The organism is Bradyrhizobium sp. URHC0002, from assembly GCF_054059515.1.
In genome coordinates, this window is record NZ_JBSSCF010000001.1 from 8,459,451 (window position 1) to 8,479,388 (window position 19,938).

16 protein-coding genes are annotated in these 19,938 nt (G+C 63.6%); 6 read left to right on the top strand and 10 right to left on the bottom strand.

Going from position 1 to position 19,938, the window contains the following annotated elements:
• Positions 1 to 126: 126 nt before the first annotated feature.
• From ygfZ to ACVWVY_RS40825, 5 genes are all read left to right on the top strand, one after another.
• Positions 127 to 1,008 (top strand): CAF17-like 4Fe-4S cluster assembly/insertion protein YgfZ, encoded by an 882-nt coding sequence (gene ygfZ / locus ACVWVY_RS40805; RefSeq protein ID WP_456631671.1) that lies wholly within the window; start codon positions 127 to 129, stop codon positions 1,006 to 1,008.
• The gene (locus ACVWVY_RS40810) at positions 1,005 to 1,628 is read left to right on the top strand and encodes a DNA-3-methyladenine glycosylase I (protein WP_456631672.1); all 624 of its coding nucleotides are present in this window, start codon (positions 1,005 to 1,007) and stop codon (positions 1,626 to 1,628) included. The genes ygfZ and ACVWVY_RS40810 overlap by 4 nt, the downstream gene beginning before the upstream one ends.
• A gap of 85 nt (positions 1,629 to 1,713) precedes the next feature.
• The gene (locus ACVWVY_RS40815; RefSeq protein ID WP_456631673.1) at positions 1,714 to 2,325 is read left to right on the top strand and encodes a YfbR-like 5'-deoxynucleotidase; all 612 of its coding nucleotides are present in this window, start codon (positions 1,714 to 1,716) and stop codon (positions 2,323 to 2,325) included.
• A gap of 92 nt (positions 2,326 to 2,417) precedes the next feature.
• Positions 2,418 to 2,924 (top strand): tyrosine phosphatase family protein, encoded by a 507-nt coding sequence (locus tag ACVWVY_RS40820; protein WP_456631674.1) that lies wholly within the window; start codon positions 2,418 to 2,420, stop codon positions 2,922 to 2,924.
• A 234-nt stretch (positions 2,925 to 3,158) separates the two neighbouring features.
• Positions 3,159 to 5,864, top strand: a complete 2,706-nt coding sequence (locus tag ACVWVY_RS40825; RefSeq protein WP_456631675.1) for a DUF2339 domain-containing protein — start codon at positions 3,159 to 3,161, stop codon at positions 5,862 to 5,864.
• Between the two features lie 4 nt (positions 5,865 to 5,868).
• Here the strand turns inward: ACVWVY_RS40825 and ACVWVY_RS40830 are convergent, their stop codons facing one another.
• The 9 genes from ACVWVY_RS40830 to ACVWVY_RS40870 form a co-directional block, all read right to left on the bottom strand.
• Complete coding sequence (locus ACVWVY_RS40830) at positions 5,869 to 7,839, bottom strand: methyl-accepting chemotaxis protein (RefSeq protein ID WP_456631676.1); 1,971 nt, start codon at positions 7,837 to 7,839, stop codon at positions 5,869 to 5,871.
• Between the two features lie 317 nt (positions 7,840 to 8,156).
• Positions 8,157 to 9,845: a methyl-accepting chemotaxis protein gene (locus ACVWVY_RS40835; RefSeq protein WP_456631677.1), complete on the bottom strand. Its 1,689-nt coding sequence runs from the start codon at positions 9,843 to 9,845 to the stop codon at positions 8,157 to 8,159.
• 169 nt (positions 9,846 to 10,014) lie between these two features.
• A complete protein-coding gene (locus ACVWVY_RS40840; protein WP_456632450.1) occupies positions 10,015 to 10,248 on the bottom strand; it encodes a DUF6894 family protein in 234 nt (77 codons plus the stop codon).
• A gap of 152 nt (positions 10,249 to 10,400) precedes the next feature.
• The gene (locus ACVWVY_RS40845; protein WP_456631678.1) at positions 10,401 to 11,021 is read right to left on the bottom strand and encodes a hypothetical protein; all 621 of its coding nucleotides are present in this window, start codon (positions 11,019 to 11,021) and stop codon (positions 10,401 to 10,403) included.
• 108 nt (positions 11,022 to 11,129) lie between these two features.
• Positions 11,130 to 12,116: an acrylyl-CoA reductase (NADPH) gene (gene acuI, locus ACVWVY_RS40850; RefSeq protein ID WP_456631679.1), complete on the bottom strand. Its 987-nt coding sequence runs from the start codon at positions 12,114 to 12,116 to the stop codon at positions 11,130 to 11,132.
• Positions 12,117 to 12,159: 43 nt separating this feature from the next.
• On the bottom strand, positions 12,160 to 13,416 hold the full coding sequence (locus ACVWVY_RS40855; RefSeq protein WP_456631680.1) for an MFS transporter: 1,257 nt from the start codon (positions 13,414 to 13,416) through the stop codon (positions 12,160 to 12,162).
• Between the two features lie 186 nt (positions 13,417 to 13,602).
• The gene (locus tag ACVWVY_RS40860) at positions 13,603 to 15,054 is read right to left on the bottom strand and encodes a cell wall hydrolase (RefSeq protein WP_456631681.1); all 1,452 of its coding nucleotides are present in this window, start codon (positions 15,052 to 15,054) and stop codon (positions 13,603 to 13,605) included.
• A gap of 448 nt (positions 15,055 to 15,502) precedes the next feature.
• Positions 15,503 to 18,388 (bottom strand): pyruvate, phosphate dikinase, encoded by a 2,886-nt coding sequence (gene ppdK / locus ACVWVY_RS40865; RefSeq protein ID WP_456631682.1) that lies wholly within the window; start codon positions 18,386 to 18,388, stop codon positions 15,503 to 15,505.
• A 91-nt stretch (positions 18,389 to 18,479) separates the two neighbouring features.
• Positions 18,480 to 18,635 (bottom strand): DUF3096 domain-containing protein, encoded by a 156-nt coding sequence (locus ACVWVY_RS40870; RefSeq protein ID WP_456631683.1) that lies wholly within the window; start codon positions 18,633 to 18,635, stop codon positions 18,480 to 18,482.
• Between the two features lie 231 nt (positions 18,636 to 18,866).
• On the opposite strand from ACVWVY_RS40870, the gene ACVWVY_RS40875 reads away from it, so the two are divergent.
• Complete coding sequence (locus ACVWVY_RS40875) at positions 18,867 to 19,229, top strand: DUF1236 domain-containing protein (protein ID WP_456631684.1); 363 nt, start codon at positions 18,867 to 18,869, stop codon at positions 19,227 to 19,229.
• 105 nt (positions 19,230 to 19,334) lie between these two features.
• On the opposite strand, the gene ACVWVY_RS40880 is transcribed toward ACVWVY_RS40875, so the two are convergent.
• Positions 19,335 to 19,937, bottom strand: a complete 603-nt coding sequence (locus tag ACVWVY_RS40880; protein ID WP_456631685.1) for a class I SAM-dependent methyltransferase — start codon at positions 19,935 to 19,937, stop codon at positions 19,335 to 19,337.
• Position 19,938: the final 1 nt, after the last annotated feature.

The following is a 19,938-nucleotide window of genomic DNA, read 5'->3' on the forward strand; positions in this document are numbered from 1 at the left end:
GCCTGCTCCAGGCTCTCGTGCAGGGCTTGTTGGCGGCACCATAGCGCCTTAACTTCGGATGGGGTATCCGCCACCTGCGTTTCCCCAGGAACTTCAAAAGCAGGTCAAAAGAGGCCGTTTTACCTAATGAAAGCAGCGTTTCTTCCGGACCGGGGCGTGGTCAAGATCAGCGGCGAGGATGCCCGCAACTTCCTCAATGGCCTCGTCACCACAGACGTCACGCCGCTGCAGCCCGGCCTTGGCCGGTTCGGGGCACTGCTGACGCCGCAGGGCAAGATCACGGCTGATTTCCTGATCACCGAAGCCCCACCCGGCCATGGCGGCGGCTTCCTGATCGACGCCCCCCGCGCGCTGGCGCAGAACCTCGCCGACAAGCTCGGCTTCTACAAGCTGCGCGCCAAGGTGGCGGTAGAGAATATTTCGGACAGCATGGGCGTGCTGGCGGCATGGGACGGCGAGCCGGCGATGAAGCCCGATCTGGCTTTTGCCGATCCGCGGCATCAGGCGCTGGGCTGGCGTATCCTCGTGCCCGCGGATCTCAAGCAAAAGGTGGCCGACCTGATCGGCGCCGATCTCGTCGACAGCGAGGCCTATGAGGCGCATCGCATCGCCACGGGCATCCCGCGGGGCGGGCTCGACTTCATGTACAGCGACGCGTTTCCGCACGAGACCAATATGGACCGCCTGCACGGCGTCGATTTCGACAAGGGCTGCTATGTCGGCCAGGAAGTGGTGTCGCGGATGCAGCATCGCGGCACCGCACGGACGCGGATCGTGCGGGTCACGCTCGAGGATTTTTCGCCGGAGACCGGCGTCGCCGTTCTCGGCGGCGACAAGCAGGTCGGCACCATGGGATCGACCGCCGGCGGCCACGGCCTCGCGCTGGTCCGGATCGACCGCGTTGCGGATGCGCTCGATGCGGGACTTTCGTTGACGGCCGGCGGCCTTGCGATCCGGCTGACCGACCCGAACGATGTTCGCACCCCACCGAAGCAGACCGTCGCATGAGCCGATCTGCGCGCCTGCACCCCGACGGCAAAACGAGGTGCCCGTGGCCCGGCGAAGACCCGTTCTACATGGCCTATCACGACACCGAATGGGGCGTGCCGGAGTATGACGACCGCGCGCTCTACGAAAAGCTGATCCTCGACGGCTTTCAGGCCGGGCTGTCGTGGATCACGATCCTGCGCAAGCGCGAGAACTTCCGCAAAGCGTTCGACGATTTCCAGCCGGAAAAAATCGCGCGCTACAGCGACAAGAAGATCCACGCGCTGATGAACGATGCCGGTATCGTGCGCAACCGCGCCAAGATCGAAGGCGCCGTCAACAGCGCGAAGTCCTATCTGAAGATCATGGAAGAAGGTCCTGGCTTCTCTCGGTTTCTCTGGGACTTCGTCGACGGCAAGCCGAAGGTCAACCAGTTCAAGACCACCGCCAGCGTGCCGGCTTCGACGCCGGTCTCGATCAAGATTTCCAAGGAGCTCGGCACACGAGGCTTCAAGTTCGTCGGCCCGACCATCGTGTATGCCTTCATGCAGGCCACGGGGATGGTGAACGACCACCTGGTCACCTGCTTCTGCCACGAGAACTGCAGCGGCAAGCTTCGCAAGCCGCGACTCAAAGCATGATCCGGAAAAGTGGCAACCGGTTTTCCGGAAAGATCATGCTCAGACAATGGCAAAGCGGGGTGACCTCATCCCGCTTTGGAATCAAATGACGCCGCGAAAATCGTCCAGCATCGCCAACCGGGCCTGGCAGCGGATGCTGTCGGGGCGGCGGCTCGACCTGCTCGACCCCTCCCCGCTCGATATCGAGATCGCCGACATCGCCCATGGCCTGGCACGCGTCGCGCGCTGGAACGGGCAGACCAGCGGCGCGCATATTTTCTCGGTGGCGCAGCACACGCTGCTGGTGGAAACCGTCATGCGCGAGCAGATGCCGCGCGTCGACGTCCGCTTTCGGCTCGCAGCGCTGCTGCACGACGCTCCGGAATATGTCATCGGCGACATGATCTCGCCATTCAAGGCGGTGCTCGGCGGCGACTACAAGGTGGTGGAGAAACGCCTGCTCGCGGCGATCCATATTCGCTTCGGCCTGCCGCCAGCCCTCGCCGATGAAATCACCCAGGCCGTCAAGGCGGCCGATCGCGGCGCCGCCTATCTCGAAGCCACCCATCTGGCCGGATTTTCACAGAACGAGGCGAAGCGTCTGTTCGGCAGGGACCCCGGCCTGCCCGAAGCCACGGTGCGCGACTATCTGACGCCGTGGACCGCGGCCCGGGCCGAGAAGCAGTTTTTGGCGCGATTCAAGCTGCTGCTCGGTTGATCGCCTCGCGCAAACCTGCTTTCACCGTCCCACCCGCGGGCCTATAATTGGGACAAAACAGGACCTTCCAGGGAACGCTTCGAAGGATCGCCATGCTTCACGTCTGTTCGCTTGCCGCACTTCCCGAGACCGTCAGAATAACCGGGGCCAGCCACATCCTCACCGTGATGGCCAATGTCGATCAGGTGCAGCGTCCGGCTTCGGTGCTCGAGGCCAACCACCTCAGAGTGTCCATGGACGACATCACCGAGCAGATGGACGGTTTTGTCGCGCCGGCGGATCATCATATCGAGAGGGTACTGAACTTCGTCCGCAACTGGGACCGCAGCGCGCCGATGGTGGTGCATTGCTATGCCGGCATCAGCCGGTCGACCGCAAGCGCCTTTGCCGCCGCCTGCATGCTCAATCCGCACCGCGACGAGATCGAGATCGCCCGGCAAATTCGCGCCCGCTCCCCGATCGCGTCGCCGAACCGGCTGATCGTCAGCCTCGCCGACAGGGCGCTTGGGCGCGAGGGCCGGATGCTCCGCGCCCTCGACGAAATGGGCCCGGGCAGCATGACCGTCGAGGGCCGGCCGTTCCGGCTCGATCTGGAATAGAGCCTGCGCACTCCCGAGGGACATGGCACGAAATGCCATATCCCCTGGCGGAGCGTGCGACATTGCCTCACGGGCTTGATTTGAACTTTTAGCGGACAAAGGCGCACTCAGGATTGCAACCAGGCTGCGGACGTGGCCGGTTAACGGCTAGTCATTCGTTTTGACGCGTTTTCTTCACGCGAACCGGTACCCACTTCGCTTGAAAACGCTTTGAAACGCCCGCCTGGAGGCTTCATGTTCGACGACCCCTTCGTTTTCTTCGCGCTCGTGATCGCGATCGTCGCATTGATATTCGCGCGGAAGGCCATGAACCAGGTGGCGGACCTGCGCCAGCGCCTGGAGGCCATCCAGACGGCGCCAGCGGCCGCCGCTGCGCCCGGGCCCCCGCCACTCACGCCATTTGAAGCATTCGAGCAGACCTTGCCGCCGGTCTCGAGCGCGGCTGTGCCGACACCGCCGCCCATCATTCCGGACGTGGAATCCATCGCCCCCGCCGCCGTCCCGGATCAAGCCGCTGGAGTGGTGGCAGCATCTCCGCCGCCGCTGCCACAGCCCGATCGAGGCTTCGAGGAAACGATCGGCACGAGCTGGGTGGTGTGGATCGGCGGGCTGACGCTGGCGCTCGGCGGGTTCTTCATGGTGCGCTATTCGATCGAGGCCGGCCTGCTCGGCCCAGGCGTCCGCACGATACTGGGCGGCCTGTTCGCGCTGGCCCTGCTGCTGGCCGGCGAATGGATGCGCCGCAAGGAGAGTGTCTCCACGATCGAGGCGCTGCCGATCGCCAATATCCCGGCCATCCTGACGGCCGCCGGAACGGCAGTAGCGTTCGCCACTGTTTATGCGGCCTATGCGCTGTACGGATTCCTGGTGCCGGCCACCGCGTTCATCCTGCTCGGACTGGTGGCGCTGGGCACGCTTGCCGCGGCGCTGCTGCACGGGCCGGCGCTTGCAGGTCTCGGTGTCGTGGGCGCCTTCGTGACGCCGCTCCTGGTGTCGTCCGGCAAGCCGGACTTCTGGGCGCTCTATATCTATCTCGGAATCGTCACCGCAGCCGCTTTCGGCCTTGCACGTATCAGGCTGTGGCGCTGGCTCGCAGTCACCACGATCGCGTTCGCGCTGCTGTGGACATTCCCCTGCCTGCAATGCGGTCCATCGATGGTCGGCCCGCATGCTTTCCACGTGCTCGCCGGTTTCATTCTCGCCGCGTTGCTTGTGGTGTGCGGTTTCATGTTCGGCCCGCTCGCCGACGAGGGGCAGGTCGAGCCGATCTCGTCCGGCTCGCTTGCGGCCTATCTGCTCGGCGCCACGTTGATCGTGCTGAACAGTTTTCATGCCGATACCGCGATGATCGTATTCGGCCTGCTGGTGGCTGGCAGTCTCCTGGTCGCCTGGCGCAGCGATGCCGCCGGCGGCGCGGTCGGCGCTGCGGCTGCGTTGGTGTTCATCGTATTCGCCGAATGGGCAATTCGCGCCAATCCCGACATGCTGGTGGTGCCCGGCGGCCCGTTGTCAGGCATCGGGCCGAACGCCACGGACGGATCGGTGTCGCTGCACCTGATCTCGGCCGCGATCTTCGCCGCGGGCTTTGGCGTCGCAGGATTCCTCGCGCAGGGCCGCTTCGCGGGGCCGGTCATCCCGGTGATCTGGTCGGCCGCGGCGGTCTTCACGCCGCTGGCGCTGCTGGTCGCGCTCTACGCCCGCATCGCCCATCTCGACCGTTCGATCCCGTTTGCGATTCTCGCGGTGATGCTGGCCGCGGCCTATGCCGCCGCAACCGAGATCCTCGCCAAGCGCGACGACCGACCGGGACTGCAGGCTTCGATCGCGCTGTTTGCGACCGGCACGCTTGCAGCGCTGGCGCTGGCGCTGACCTTTGCGCTGGAAAAAGGCTGGCTGACGATCGCGCTGGCGCTGATGTCGGCAGGCACCGCCTGGATTTCCGTCCAGCGGCCGATCCCGTTCCTCCGCACACTCGCCGCCATCCTCGCCGGCATTGTGGTGCTGCGGATCGGCTACGAGCCGCGCATTGCGGGCAGCGCCGTCGGCACCACGCCGATCTTCAACTGGCTGTTGTGGGGCTACGGCATTCCGGCGGCATCGTTCTGGGCCGGCAGCATCTTGCTGCGCCGTGGCGGCGATGATGCGCCGCTGCGAACGGTGGAAGCTGCGGCGATCCTGTTCACGGTTCTGCTGGCGTTCATGGAAATCCGCCATGCCGTCAACAATGGGGATGTGTACCGGCAGAGCGCCGGCCTTACCGAAATCGCGCTGCAGGTCTGCGTAGCGCTCGCAATGGCGATCGGGCTGGAGCGCCTGCGCATCCGCACCGGCAGTGTCATTCACAACGCCGGCGCCATCCTGCTCACGGCGTTTGCAGGCCTGGCGGCGCTGTTCGGGCTGATGGGGCTGGAAAACCCGGTTCTCTGGTCAATCGATGTCGGCGGCACCGTTATCAACCTGCTGCTGCTCGGCTACGCCCTGCCCGCCGTGCTTGCGCTGCTGTTGTCCTATGCGGTGGCGGGGCGGCGTCCGGTCGCCTACGCCAACACGATCGCGGCGGGAGCGCTCATTCTCGCGCTCGCTTACGTGACGTTTGAAATCCGCAGAATCTATCACGGCCCAATCATGGCCCACGGTCCGACCACCGGCGCGGAGCAATACACCTACTCGATCGTGTATCTGGCGTTCGGCGTGGTCCTGCTCGGGATCGGCATTCTCTTCAATTCGCAGCGCGCGCGGCTGGCGTCAGCGATCGTCATCGGACTGACGATCCTGAAAGCCTTCCTGATCGACATGTCGACGCTGACGGGTGTCTACCGCGCGCTGTCGTTCATGTGCCTCGGCCTGGTGCTGGTGGCGATCGGCTGGCTGTACCAGCGGATCCTGTTCCGCAGGCAAGCAGCGGCGCAGGTCGCCCCAAGCGTTCCCGCAGGAGGCTGATCGTTCAGGCGACCCTGACCGAGATGAGGAACTTGCTGACCTCGAGCTTGAGCCGGTTGCTTTCGCTCGACAGCGATTTCGCCGCCGAATGAACCTGCGCCGAGGCCGATCCGGTCTCGGTGGCGCCGTGCTGCACATCCGTGATGTTGGAGGAGACCTGCTGCGTCCCCGTTGCGGCGTGCTGGATGTTGCGGGAAATTTCCTGCGTTGCCGCGCCCTGCTCTTCCACGGCGGCGGCAATGGTCGAGGAAATCTCCGACATGCGCCCGATGGTGGCGCCAATTTCCTTGATCGCGCCGACCGAGTCCTGGGTAGCGGCCTGAATGCCTGATATCTGCTGGCTGATCTCGCCGGTGGCCTTCGCGGTCTGCTCGGCAAGCGCCTTCACTTCGGATGCGACCACCGCAAAGCCGCGGCCAGCTTCGCCGGCGCGCGCGGCCTCGATCGTGGCATTCAGCGCCAACAGATTGGTTTGGCCGGCGATGGTATTGATCAGTTCGACCACGTCGCCGATGCGGCTTGCCGCCTTCGATAGCTCGCTGACGCGGTCATTCGTCTTCTGTGCCTGGTCCACGGCCTCATGGGCCACGCGGGAAGACTCCTGCACCTGACGGCTGATCTCGTTGACCGAGGTGGTCAGCTCTTCGCTGGCGGAAGATACCGACTGCACATTGGTGGATGCTTTTTCAGAAGCCGCCGCGACCGTGGTCGCGAGGCGCTGGGAGCGCTCCGCCGCCTGTGTCAGCGTATCGGCCGAGGCCTCCAGTTCGGTCGCAGCCGAGGATACGGTCTCGACGATCTCTCCGACGGCGCCTTCGAACGCATCGGCGAGTTGGCGCATATCCGCCTTGCGCCGCTCCGCCTGCCGCTTTTCGGCCTCGAGCTGTTGGGCGCGCAGCCGCTCGGCTTCGATCATGTTGTGCTTGAACACCTCGACCGCATCAGCCATTTCGCCGATCTCGTCACGCCGACCGAGGCCCGGGATCGCCAACCCGACATCGCCACCGGCGAGCCGCGTCATGGCTGACACCATCGAGGCCAACGCGTTCGAGATCGAGCGGCCGATCAGGAGTGACAGGCCACATACGACAATCACGGATAACGCAAACGCAATCAGCATCCATGTTCTGACGGCATCGCGCGTCGACGCCTCGGCCGCTTCGGCCTCGTTGTAGAGCCGTTCGACGGCCTGCGCGATCTCGACCATCACGGGTTCAAACCCCCGAAACGTCTTCATCATGCCGGCATCGTAAGCTGAGGTTTGCTGGGCCGTCTCGGCCCACGCCGCAAACTCTTTCTGGTAGGTCGCCAATTTCGCGGTGATCTCGGCCATGACCGGCGGAGCGATCGCTGCCGCGGACAGTGCTTTGGAGAATTCGGCGGCGGATTTCTTGATCTCCGCGACGTATTTCTGGTCGCGGCGCAGCATGAAGTCCTTTTCGTTCCGGCGCATCATCAGCATCCAGCTGGTCAGACGCGGATCGTCGATTTCCTTGAGCTTGGTTTCGATATCATGGACGGCGCCGCGCAACGCGCCGGACAGGCCCAAGGTTTCGTTGAGACCCAGCTTGATCTCCGCACCCACCAGGTTTGCGAAATCGGCGGCGTATTTCCTGAAGCCGTCATGCGCGAGCTTGACCTTCTCCGTAAGCGCGCCGAGGTCGGCGGCCTTGGTCAGGCCTTCCAGTCGGCCGAAATCACGGTCGATCTTGACCACCAGCTCGGAATGCGATTTCGCGTAGCTCTCATTGCGGCGCTGCTGAAAATTCTTCTCGCTGCGCCGGGCCTCGAGCATCTCGATCGAAAGCTGCTTGTTGAGGTCGGAGATCTCCCGCGCGCCTTTCGCAGCCGTACGCGAGGCGTCCTGCGACCAGCTTCCAGCCTGATAGATAATGCCGAACGCGAGGAGCCCGATCAGTCCGACAATGCCGATTGCCATGACCTTGTGGGTGAGACGAACGGAAAAGCCACTCATGAGGGTTTCCTAATGTCTTAAAGCCGGTGGGGCCAACGCAACACGCCCATGCTTGGTCTGCGCCGTTGCGACCGTGGAAATGCCCAACCAGGAGGCAATATCAATACATTCCGATGTTCCTGATTAGTCTTAACGCGAAGTCAGTAGGATTACGGTGAACACGTAAAACCTTCGCTAAAATCTGCACTTATGACGCAGATGCACGCTTGGGTGCGGGCCAGGAAGATTGGCGCAAGGATGAGAGAAATCCCCGGCGCAGATTGCGGCAGGGCCTTCCCGGTTTCGTCCAACGGCCATCAGTGATTGGACGTTCTGCTTCAGGCGGCGCGCACCGACTGGAGGAATTTGGCGACCTCGACCTTGAGACGGTTGCTGTCGCCCGACAGCATCTGCGCCGCGGAGAGAACGTGGGACGAGGCGGTCTCCGTCTCGGTCGCGCCGCGCTGCACGTCGGTGATGTTGGCGGAGACCATCTGCGTCCCCTGCGCAGCCTGCTGCACGTTGCGGGAGATTTCCTGCGTCGCCGCGCCCTGCTCTTCCACGGCAGCCGCGATCGCCGAAGAAATTTCGGAGAGCTTTCCGATGGTGCCCGAGATTTCCTGGATGGCTCCGACCGAATCCTGGGTCGCGGCCTGGATGCCGGTGATTTGTTGCCCGATCTCACCGGTGGCCTTGGCGGTCTGTTCGGCCAGCGCCTTCACTTCGGACGCAACGACCGCGAAGCCACGGCCGGCTTCGCCGGCGCGTGCCGCCTCGATGGTGGCGTTGAGCGCAAGCAGGTTGGTCTGGCCCGCGATGTTGTTGATCAGTTCGATCACATCGCCGATGCGGGCGGCGGCTTTCGACAATTCGCCGACCCGATCGTTGGTCCTCGAGGCCTGCTCCACGGCGTCACTGGCCATCCGCGCGGATTCCTGCACCTGCCGGCTGATCTCGTTGACGGAGGATGCCATTTCCTCGGTGGCAGATGCGACCGACTGCACGTTGGTGGAAGCCTCATCCGAGGCCGAGGCGACGGTGGTGGCGAGTTCCTGCGCGCGCTCCGCCGTCGCGGTCAGCGTGCTTGCGGAAGCCTCGAGTTCGGTCGAGGCTGACGACACGGTTTCGACGATCTCGCCGATCATGGCTTCAAAGTCCTGCGTGATGCCGTCGACGCGACGGCCGCGCTCGATCTTGGCTTCGGCATCGCGGGCGGCGGCTTCATCGGCAGCCTTCTTGGCGATCAGCGCATCCTTGAACACCTGCAAGGCGTCCGCCATGGCGCCGATTTCGGTTCTCTCGCCGCGGCGCCTCACTTCAGCAGACAGGTCTCCGCTTCCCAGCGCCTGCATCGGCTTCACGATGGATGCAATCCCGCGCGAGAGGTCGCGGACCAGATAGATTCCGACGCCGACGCCACAAATGACGACGGCAGCGACAATGCTCAAGACGAGCCAGAACGCGAAATTGTAGCCTTCCGCGGCCTGCCGGGTCGCCGTGTCCGCGCCTGCATTGTTCAGGTTGATGTCTTGTTCCAGGAACGCATCGGATTCGGCAGCGATGACCGCAACCTTCTTGGAGATGGCCTCGCTCGCCTCATGGGGAATCCGGCCGATGCTCTGGCGCGACAACTCGATCACTTCCTGGACGCCGGTGATGTACTTGTCCCAGGCGCGCCCCCAGTTCTCGTAGATCGAGCGCTCTTCGGGCGTGGTAATCATCGGCTCGTAAGCCTTGCGATCTTTCGCGATCCTTTCGAGGATGCCGGCCAGTCGCTTGTCGTTGGCGGCCTTCGCTTCGAGGGTTTCCGCCATGACATGGGCCCGGAGCGCAATACGGAACAGATTGATATCCGCGCGCAATTCGCCAAGCACCCGGACGCTCGGAAGCCAGCTCGAGGCGATTTCCACCGTGTGGGCGTTAATCACCTGCATGCTGCGGATCGCCAGCAGGCCCATGCCGGACATCGCGATCAGCATGAATGCGATTACGGCGATGACCTTGGCGCGGATGGAAAGTGCGGACATGGCTTGGCTCTCTCAAGCGTTGGAGACGGGGGCCGAGGAATGCGAAGGATTGCCGTCAACCTTCGATACGCCGGGAATATCCGGCAACCGTACGTACGAGGTTCCAAGCGATGGTTAATTCCCCGCTCCGTAGAATTACTCAATGCGGGGATGGCGGCTGGATTGAATCCTAACTAACGGATTCGGCGACGAGGCGAATCCTGAACACGGGCCGCTTGGCTTCGTCCAGCAGCTCCATCTGCCACTCGGCATTCTGCTTCAGGCTGCGCGAAAGGCTGCCGAGGAGGTTGCCGCAGACGTTCGTCATCTCGGTCCAGGCGGCTTCGCGGCTTTCAAATTCGGATCCCTGATCGGACGCGCCCGCGTAGCGGCCGTGGCTGATCCGAAAAAAATACAGCGGCATGATTGATCTCATGTGTTCGGCCGCCTCCCGGCCTTCTCTGCCGGTCACCACCACTTGGAATGAGATTTGCTACCAGGACATGAATGCGCCAGCCCGTATGACTACGGGTTCCCGCATCACCGGACGAGATGAGGCTCGCCGTTTCCGTCCGATCAGTCGGTCGAACGGCGCAGCTCCGGGGGGCTCTCAGCCTTGGCCGGTTCGGATTTGGCCGGATCAGACCTGACCTGCTCCACCTTCACCGGCTCGAGCCTGGCGCTCTCGACCGCTGGGGTCTCGACCCGCCCCGTTACTTCGGCACGAGCGTCGGCCGCCCCGCGCGCCGACTCGTCCCGACGATGCAGCGAGCGCGGTCGCGCCACGGAGCGCGCGATCAGCATCTGCGAGGCGCCCTGATGGCGGAAATCGCAATAGGCGAAGCCCATGCCCGAGACGGAGCCGCGGAACGAGCGATCGTCCCGTCTGTCGAGATTGAAGCACGGCTCGAACGGAAGTCCCTTGATCGAAGCACAAACGGCCTGGCCGCGAATCTGCAGCGTGTTGCCGGGCAGGCGCACATGGCGGATCGGGCCCGAGCCGCTGAATTGGATAGAACCGGCTGCCCCGAGATCGTCGAGGATGCGGCCGGCGCCGCGGGTGCCGTCAAAGCAGGTGAAGGCGAAAACCTTGCCGTTCACAAACCTGCGCGCCTCGTCGGCATTCATGCTCCCGGCCAGCACAGGAACAATCATCGCACTGGCCGTGACGGCCCCCAGAACCAAACGCGCAAGCATGCAGCCTACTCCAACTTAACAATAGCGCGGGCGCCCGCCTTTACCCCGTGCTTACCATACCAACCGTGGCAACATTGGAGCAGGTTGGTTGGTAAAGTCTGAACGCCGTTAGAGAATTTTTACCACGATTCGACCGCGGACCTGGCCGGCGAGAATTTGCGCGCCGGTTCCAATGACTTGGTCAAGGTTAATTTCCTGAGTAATTTCAGCCAGTTTACCCTTATCCAAATCGCTGGCAAGACGGTTCCAGGCAAGCTTGCGCTGGGGCAACGGACACATCACGGAATCGATGCCCAGAAGGCACACCCCGCGCAAAATAAACGGTGCGACCGAGGACGGTAAATCCATGCCAGCGGCAAGCCCGCACGCTGCGATAGCCCCGCCATATTTCGTCATCGAGAGCAGGTTGGCGAGCGTGGTCGAACCGACGCTGTCGACGCCGCCGGCCCAACGCTCCTTGGCCAGCGGCTTGGCGGGACCTGCGAGCTCGGCGCGGTCGATCACCTCGGCGGCGCCGAGGCCTTTGAGGTAGTCAGCCTCCGACACGCGCCCGGTGGACGCGATGACGTGATATCCGAGCCTCGAAAGCACGGCGGTGGCGACCGAACCGACGCCGCCGGCGGCGCCGGTCACCACGACAGGGCCGCTCGCAGGCGTCAGGCCATGCTTCTCCAGCGCCAGCACCGACAGCATCGCGGTATAGCCGGCGGTGCCGATCGCCATCGCATCACGCGTCGAGATGTTTTCCGGCAGCCTCACCAGCCAGTCGCCCTTGACGCGGGCCTTTTCGGCATAGGAGCCGAGATGGGTCTCGCCCATGCCCCAGCCGTTGCAGACGACCTTGTCGCCGGCCTTCCACGCCGGGTTTGAGGATTGTTCGACGGTGCCGGCGAAGTCGATGCCGGCGATCATCGGGAAGCGTCGCACCACAGGCGCCTTGCCGGTGACGGCCAGGCCATCCTTGTAGTTCAGCGTGGACCACTCGACCGCAACCGTGACGTCGCCTTCCATCAGTTCGGCTTCGTCGAACTGCGTCAGTGCGGCAGTAGTGCCCTTCTCCGCCTTGTCGATCCTGATGGCCTTGAACGTTCCCATGGCGAACTCCCCGGACTTTTCTCTGTCCGGAGTGTTTACCGCATCAGGCGGGTTGCGCAACCGGGCGCGCGACCGGCTGTTCGACGATCGGCAGGTTGATCAGCGCCGACATCACGCCAAAGAAGATCGAGAGCCACCAGATCGGCGTGTAGGAGCCGAACTGCTCGAACACCACGCCGCCGAGCCAGACACCAAGGAAGCCGCCGACCTGGTGGCTGACGAAGGCAAAGCCGTAAAGGGTCGCGAACCAGCGGGTGCCGAACATCAGCGCGACCAGCGCCGAGGTCGGCGGCACCGTCGAGAGCCAGGTCAGGCCGGTAGCGGCACCGAACACGATCGCCGAGAAGGTGGTGATCGGAAACGAGATGAACGCCAAGATCGACAGCGCGCGGGAAAAGTAGAGGATCGAGAGGATATAGCGCTTGGGATATTTGTTCTGCAGCCAGCCGACGCTGAGCGATCCGATGATGTTGAAAAGACCGATGGCCGCGACCACCCAGCCGCCGGTCGACGCCGCAACCCCGCGGTCGGCCAGATAGGCCGGCAGATGCACGGTGATGAAGGCAAGCTGAAAGCCGCAGGTGAAGAAGCCGAGCACCAGCAGCACGTAGGAGCGATGGCCGAACGCCTCCGCCAGCGCGGTCTTGAACGATTGCTCGTCCGCGGCAGGCGCATTCGATGCCGGCGCAGTCGATGGCGGCGTCGCGAGCGCGAGCGAGAGCGGCACGATCAAGAGCATCAGGAAAGCGAACACCGTCAGCGCCGCCTGCCAGCCGAAATTGTCGATCATCGCGACACCGAACGGCGCGAACAGGAATTGTCCGAACGAGCCGGCCGCGGTGCCGGCGCCGAGCGCCAAGCCGCGCTTCTCGGGCGGCAGCAGCTTGCTGAACGCCGACAGCACCAGGTTGAACGAACAGCCGGATAGACCGAAACCGATCAGAACTCCGGCGCCGAGATCGAGCGAAAGCGGCGCCGTCGAATATCGCATCAGGAGCAGGCCGCCGGCATAGAGCAGCGCACCGACGATCATCACACGAAGGATACCGAAGCGATCGGCGATGGCCCCCGCGATCGGCTGGCCCAGGCCCCACAACAGGTTCTGCAGCGCCAGCGCAAGGCCGAAGACGTCGCGTCCCCAGGCGAACTCGCGGCCCATCGGCTGGATGAAAAAGCCGAGGCTTGAGCGCGGGCCGAAGCTCAGCAGCGCGATCAAGCATCCGCAGATGATGATCACCAGCGGCGTCCGCCAGGTGCCAAGGCCGGAAGATGGACTGATGTCGCCGGTCGTTACAGTCATTTGTTTCCCCTGGACGATCGCCGCCCGGAATCGTCAGGCGAAACGTTACGGGGAGTTAATGCAGCTGCATGAAAATCCCAAGAGGGCGCGGAGAAAAATTTTCCGCTGCAGGGCAGCTCTGCAAAATTAGCGAGGGCAATGAGAGCAATTTGGTGGGCGTAGCCCTCGCAGGGACAACGGTTGCAATTACCGCTTCACGCTCGCCTGCTCGGCCGAGCTTTGCGCGGCTTCGGCGAGACTGGCGGAGATCGCCGCGGTTTGGGCCTGGGTTCCCCAACTCGGCGCGTCACTGCCGTTACCCCAGGCGCGCGGCCGGTAGAAGGTGTGCACGCCGGTCTTGTACATCTTCTTCATTTCATTGACCCAGGACGGCCGCACCCAATAGGCGTGGTAGTGCGTCGACTTGTCGACTTCCGGCAGCCAGAGCTGGCCGTCGAGCATCGCTTTCGCGATTTTTTGCGCGCGCTCCCACATGTCGGGTTCGCGAATGACGTCCTTGTTGTTGTCGCAGGCGAAGGTGAACTGGCAGGCCAGATGGCGGTGCTTGTTCTGGTAGACCACGCCGCACACGGTTTCGGGGTATTTACCCGAGAAGGCGCGGTTCAGCACCACCTGCGCCACCGCGATCTGGCCCCGCACCGCTTCGCCGCGGGCTTCGAAATAGATCGCTTCCGCCAGGCACTTCTCCGACTTGCCGCGCGACTTTTCGTCGAACAGGCCGAGACGTTCGGCGGGCGTCTTGGCACGCTGGTTGTCGGAATTGACCTCGCCCTTCGGCGCAACGCTCTCGCCCATCTCGCCGGCCCGCACCGGACCGTCGGCGTCGACCGGCAGCGAAGCCATCACCTTCATGTCGGGATCGGGAACAGCGCCCGGCATCACGATGACAGGCTCTTCGCCGGGTCGCCAGCGCTCGATGTTCTCCGGCGAGCCGAGCGACGAACCAAAGAACAGGCTGGAGGTCTTGAAGGAGAAACCATCGCGCGACGGCGCAGGCGCGCGCGCGGCCTCGCGCTTCTCCGGAACGGTCTTGAGACTGTCCTGCGGTTTGGTTTCGAGCGACAGCGACATGTCGTATTGCGCCAGCGGCGGCGCGCTCAGCGCGGCCTGCAGCTCGGGGTCGAGCGGCGCACGCTCGACGGACGGCGCCGTCTCGACGGTCTTGGCGCCCTTGACCGAAGTATTCGACGTCGCGGGGTCCTCGGTCGTCGGCGCGCGCTCAGCCGGGCTTGCGGTTTCGGCAGGCGGCGGCGTCACGACGAGGCGATCGCCTTTCAGCGTGCGATCGACCTTGGGAAAATCGGCGGCGTGATAACGCGGCGGCGGCGCGACGAGCGGATTGCGCGTCACTGATCCCGTGATGTCGATGCCCTGATTGTCGAGGCTGGCCAGCCGATAGGTCGCGGTTTGCGGCGAGGAGGTTCCGATCGGACGGCCGAAGGAGAATGTTGCGACCTGGATCGTGCCGGCGGAGGAGAACACCCGCTTCTGCCAGCGCTCGGCGACGCCGGGCTGGCGCGCCAGCAGCGAAGCAATATCCTGGTATCCGATCTCGGTCGGCATCAAAGCGAAGACGCAGAGACCGAGGCCGAAGGACGCGAACCGCGCGCCCTTCGGCTGGCTACGCAACACAAACATTGTACGCTCACGCAACGCTTACACGATCGAACGTCAGTACATCCGTGCAATTCGACCTTTTTTGTTGGTATCGAATTTAGGTTGCCGGGGAGTTAATCGACGTGGCCTGCGTGTCACACGCAAGAGATCGCGTAATTTTTGCGGTTCGCAAAAGAAGTGTTGGTAAACAGGCACGCGATGAAAGTGGTAAATATCCCGTCAACGAAGATGATGAAGAAAAATGTCAGGCGAAAACTTCTCCTGCGCATCTTTACGTGCACTGCGGTGCAGCACTGCCAAAGATGTCGAGGCAAGCTGCGTCCGCAGTTCCATCGTCATTGCGAGCGAAGCGAAGCATGATCGGCGTGATGCAGTCCGCGCTCCTACATGCAAGAACTGCACGCAAGAACGTAAATGCCCGGCACAAGGCCGGGCATGACGTCGTATCCGTTGATAGTGAGCGCTCTAACTACGCCTGGCTCGCAACCGTCTTGCCGAGCGCGGCCTGGGCTGCGGCAAGGCGGGCAATCGGCACGCGGTAGGGCGAGCACGAGACGTAATCGAGCCCGATCTCGTGGCAGAACGCCACTGAGGCAGGATCGCCGCCATGCTCGCCGCAAATGCCGACCTTGAGACCGGACCGGACTTTGCGGCCGCGGGTGACGCCGATCTTCACCAGTTCGCCGACGCCATCGCGATCGACCGAGATGAACGGATCGATTTCCAAAATCCCCTTGCTGACATAGGTGCCGAGGAAGCTTGCGGCGTCGTCACGGCTGATGCCGTAGGTGGTCTGGGTCAGGTCGTTGGTGCCGAACGAGAAGAACTCCGCAGTCTGCGCGATGTCGCCGGCCATCAGGCACGCGCGCGGCAACTCGATCATCGTACCAACTTGATAGGCCAGCTTCTTGCCGGTCTCCTTCATCACCGACTGCGCGGTGGCGTCGATGCGCGCCTTGACCAGATCGAACTCGGCCTTGGTCGCGATCAGCGGCACCATCACCTCGAGCCCGACGGCCTTGCCGGTGCGCTTTTCGGCTTCGACCGCCGCTTCGAAGATCGCGCGCGCCTGCATCTCCGCGATTTCCGGATAAGCAATGGCGAGGCGGCAGCCGCGGAAGCCCAGCATCGGGTTGAACTCGGCGAGATCGCGGGCGCGATCGGCGAGCTTGCGCGGATCGGTGTTCATCGCGCGCGCGACTTCCTCGATTTCGGCCTGGGTATGCGGCAGGAATTCGTGCAGCGGCGGATCGAGCAGACGGACCGTGACGGGCAGCCCCTTCATGATCTCAAACAGCTCGACGAAGTCCGCGCGCTGCATCGGCAACAGCTTAGACAACGCCGCGCGGCGCGACTGTTCGTCCTCGGAAAGGATCATCTCGCGCACGGTGCGGATGCGGGTTTCCTCGAAGAACATGTGCTCGGTGCGGCACAGCCCGATGCCCTCGCCGCCGAACTTGATGGCGGTGCGCGCATCTTCCGGGGTGTCGGCGTTGACGCGAACGCCCAGCTTGCGAACCTGATCGGCCCAGCCCATCAGGGTGCCGAATTCGCCCGACAGTTTCGGTTCGATCATCGGCATCCGGCCGGCCAGCACCTGGCCGAGCGAGCCATCGATGGTGATGACGTCGCCGGTCTTGAAGGTGCGCGAGCCGATGCTCATCGTGCCGCGGCCGTAATCGACGCGAATGGCGCCGCAGCCGGAAACGCAGGGCTTACCCATGCCGCGCGCGACCACGGCGGCGTGCGAGGTCATGCCGCCGCGGGTGGTCAAAATGCCTTCGGCGGCGTGCATGCCGTGAATGTCTTCCGGGCTGGTCTCGATCCGCACCAGGATGACATTGCGGCCGTCGGCCTGCAGCTTGGCGGCTTCGTCGGACGAGAACACGATCTCGCCCGATGCGGCGCCGGGCGAGGCCGGCAGGCCGGTCGCGATCACGTCGCGCTTGGCGTTGGGATCGATGGTCGGATGCAGCAACTGATCCAGCGAAGCCGGATCGATCCGCATCACCGCGTCCTTTTTCGAGATCAGGCCTTCATTGGCGAGTTCGACAGCGATGCGCAGCGCCGCTTTCGCCGTGCGCTTGCCGCCGCGGGTCTGCAGCATCCACAATTTGCCCTGCTCGACCGTGAACTCCATGTCCTGCATGTCGCGGTAGTGCTTTTCGAGCAGCGTGTAGAACCGCGTCAGCTCCTTGAACGCCTCCGGCATCGCGCTTTCCATCGACGGCTTGTCGGAGCCGGATTCCTGGCGCGCTTCCTCGGTAATGTCCTGCGGCGTGCGGATGCCCGCCACCACGTCCTCGCCCTGTGCGTTGATCAGGAATTCGCCGTAGAGCTTGCTCTCGCCGGTGGAGGGATTGCGCGTGAACGCGACACCGGTCGCGGACGTCTCGCCCATGTTGCCGAACACCATGGCCTGCACATTGACGGCCGTGCCCCAGGACTCCGGGATATCGTGCAGGCGGCGATAGGTGACCGCGCGCGCATTCATCCAGGATGAGAACACCGCGCCGATCGCGCCCCACAATTGCTCGTGCGGGTCCTGCGGGAAATCCTTACCCGTTTCGCGCGCCACGGCATCCTTGTACTTGCCCACCAGTTCGACCCAGTCGTCGCCGGAGAGATCGGTGTCGAGCGTATAGCCCTGGCCATCCTTGAAGGTATCGAGGATGTCCTCGAAGTGATGATGCTCGAAGCCGAGCACCACGTCCGAATACATCGTGATGAAGCGGCGATAGCTGTCATAGGCGAAGCGGCGATCACCGGAGAGTTCGGCGAGCGCTTCGACCGTCTTGTCGTTGAGGCCGAGATTGAGCACGGTGTCCATCATGCCCGGCATCGAGGCGCGGCCACCGGAGCGGACCGACACCAGAAGCGGATTCTTCGAATCGCCGAACTCCTTGCCGGCCAGCTTGCCGACATGGTCGAGCGCCTTCTCGACCTGCGTCTTCAGCGCGGCGGGATAGGATTTGTCGTGGGCGTAGAAATAGGTGCAGACCGAGGTCGGGATAGTGAAGCCCGGAGGCACCGGCAGGCCGAGATTGGCCATTTCGGCGAGGTTGGCGCCCTTGCCGCCAAGCAGGTCGCGCAGGCCCGCTTTGCCCTCCGCCTTGCCGTCGCCGAAGGTATAGACCCATTTGCCGGATTTTACCGCCTCAGCGGCCGGCTTGCGGACCACAGCCTTCTTGGCCGCGACCTTGGCGACCGGCTTGGCCGGGGGCTTCTTTAGCGCCTTACGGGCCGAAGGGGCCGCGGCGGCGGCCTTGGGTCGGGCCGATGGCTTTGATTTCGCTACAGATTTCACTGCAGCCTTCGCTACAGTTTTCTTGGACTTCGCGACGGCTTTGGCCATGGATTCCAGCTATCTAAAAAGGTGAGAAGATTGCGCGCCTTACACCATTTTGAGGGGTTCCGCGCAAGCCGCGAAAGCCTGCTTTCCCGCGCTAGAACTTGAACATCTTGAACACGCCGAGACCGGCCAGGCCGACGAAGATCAAATAGATGGCCACGATGAAATTCAGGAACCGCGGCATAATCAGAATCAAGACCCCCGCGATCAGGGCGACGATCGGGGAAATGTGCGCAGCGGTGATGGTCATTGAAATCTCCGGCTTATGAGGGGGAATCGAATCGAGGGCCGCAACTTAACCGCTGGCGCGGTTTGGGAATAGCAAGACGCTCACGGCTTCAATGGGTTCCCGCCTCCGCAACAATTCCCCAGAAATGCCCCGTATGAGGCCACGGTTTTCCGGAACAATGCCGCAGCGGATGAATTGGCCCCGCATCGTGCGCTGGCGAAAGCCGGCGCTCTTCTCGCGAAGGAGTTGACCATGCGGAACAGAGTACTTGCCATTGCGGCGATCGCCGGTGCGATGGCTGCCCCGATCGCGGCACAGGCGCAGACCACGATCACCACCGGCACCGCCGGCGGCAGCACGGTCGTCATCGGCGAACACGAAGGCATCGTTGCCAACCAGCGGCCGGCCTTCCGCGAATACATCGTGCGTGAACGCGTGCCGAACTATACGATTTCCGAGCGGGTGATCGTCGGCGGGGTGCTGCCGGAAACCGGCGTCACCTATTACGACGTGCCGCAAACGTTCGGAATGACGCCCTATCGCTACACCGTGGTGAATGGCCAGACCGTGCTGGTCGAACCGCGTTCGCGTCGCATCGTTCAGGTGGTCGATTGACCTCAGTAGCCTGAACGATTGGTCCGGGCGCCGCGCAAGCGGATGTGCGCGAGATACGACCGGACAAGAAGCCCCGCCCGGCGTCCCCTCCGGGCGGGGTCTTCTTTATTCCCGAATTTCCAGTCCCGGCTTCTTGACCACGAGCCGGTGAATCTTCTTCCCCGATGAGGCGCTGACCGCCTCTTCATCGAGCAATACCGTCGTCGCCTTCAGCTCTGTCAGCACCAAAGCGGCATCAAACGCCGCGTAAAGCCGCCCCTGCGCGTCGCGCTGATCGGCGCCCTCGGTCACGCGCCAGCTCAGATAGAGAATGCCGCTGGGCTTGACGATATCGAGCAGCCGGCGAACCGCCGCCGCAATCTGCTTGCGGTCGAGATGCATGATCACGGTTTCGCACAGGACGTTGTCGAAGGTACCGACGCCGCGCAGCTCGGGCAATTCGGCATGCGCGAACTTGAAGGAGGGATATCGCCGGCGCGCCTCGTTGAGCAGGCCTTCGGAAGGATCGAAGCCCACGGCCGAAAAACCGTTCGCGTGGAGCCAGGCGACCTCGCGGCCGCAGCCGCAGCCGATATCGGCCGAGGTTCCGCCGCGCACGAAAAACCGCTCGACGACTTCCTGCAGGTCGACGGGCGCCGGCTGACCGAGCCAATCCTTCGCGAACGCCGCCGCATCCAGGTCGTAAGCGGCGAGCGTCTGATGATCCATG

Excerpts from the sequence above, each read along its gene's own strand:
- ygfZ (WP_456631671.1), top strand. The coding sequence starts at position 127 with ATGAAAGCAGCGTTTCTTCCGGACCGGGGCGTGGTCAAGATCAGCGGC.
- ACVWVY_RS40810 (WP_456631672.1), top strand. The coding sequence starts at position 1,005 with ATGAGCCGATCTGCGCGCCTGCACCCCGACGGCAAAACGAGGTGCCCG.
- ACVWVY_RS40815 (WP_456631673.1), top strand. The coding sequence starts at position 1,714 with ATGACGCCGCGAAAATCGTCCAGCATCGCCAACCGGGCCTGGCAGCGG.
- ACVWVY_RS40820 (WP_456631674.1), top strand. The coding sequence starts at position 2,418 with ATGCTTCACGTCTGTTCGCTTGCCGCACTTCCCGAGACCGTCAGAATA.
- ACVWVY_RS40825 (WP_456631675.1), top strand. The coding sequence starts at position 3,159 with ATGTTCGACGACCCCTTCGTTTTCTTCGCGCTCGTGATCGCGATCGTC.
- ACVWVY_RS40830 (WP_456631676.1), bottom strand. The coding sequence starts at position 7,839 with ATGAGTGGCTTTTCCGTTCGTCTCACCCACAAGGTCATGGCAATCGGC.
- ACVWVY_RS40835 (WP_456631677.1), bottom strand. The coding sequence starts at position 9,845 with ATGTCCGCACTTTCCATCCGCGCCAAGGTCATCGCCGTAATCGCATTC.
- ACVWVY_RS40840 (WP_456632450.1), bottom strand. The coding sequence starts at position 10,248 with ATGCCGCTGTATTTTTTTCGGATCAGCCACGGCCGCTACGCGGGCGCG.
- ACVWVY_RS40845 (WP_456631678.1), bottom strand. The coding sequence starts at position 11,021 with ATGCTTGCGCGTTTGGTTCTGGGGGCCGTCACGGCCAGTGCGATGATT.
- acuI (WP_456631679.1), bottom strand. The coding sequence starts at position 12,116 with ATGGGAACGTTCAAGGCCATCAGGATCGACAAGGCGGAGAAGGGCACT.
- ACVWVY_RS40855 (WP_456631680.1), bottom strand. The coding sequence starts at position 13,416 with ATGACTGTAACGACCGGCGACATCAGTCCATCTTCCGGCCTTGGCACC.
- ACVWVY_RS40860 (WP_456631681.1), bottom strand. The coding sequence starts at position 15,054 with ATGTTTGTGTTGCGTAGCCAGCCGAAGGGCGCGCGGTTCGCGTCCTTC.
- ppdK (WP_456631682.1), bottom strand. The coding sequence starts at position 18,388 with ATGGCCAAAGCCGTCGCGAAGTCCAAGAAAACTGTAGCGAAGGCTGCA.
- ACVWVY_RS40870 (WP_456631683.1), bottom strand. The coding sequence starts at position 18,635 with ATGACCATCACCGCTGCGCACATTTCCCCGATCGTCGCCCTGATCGCG.
- ACVWVY_RS40875 (WP_456631684.1), top strand. The coding sequence starts at position 18,867 with ATGCGGAACAGAGTACTTGCCATTGCGGCGATCGCCGGTGCGATGGCT.
- ACVWVY_RS40880 (WP_456631685.1), bottom strand. The coding sequence starts at position 19,937 with ATGGATCATCAGACGCTCGCCGCTTACGACCTGGATGCGGCGGCGTTC.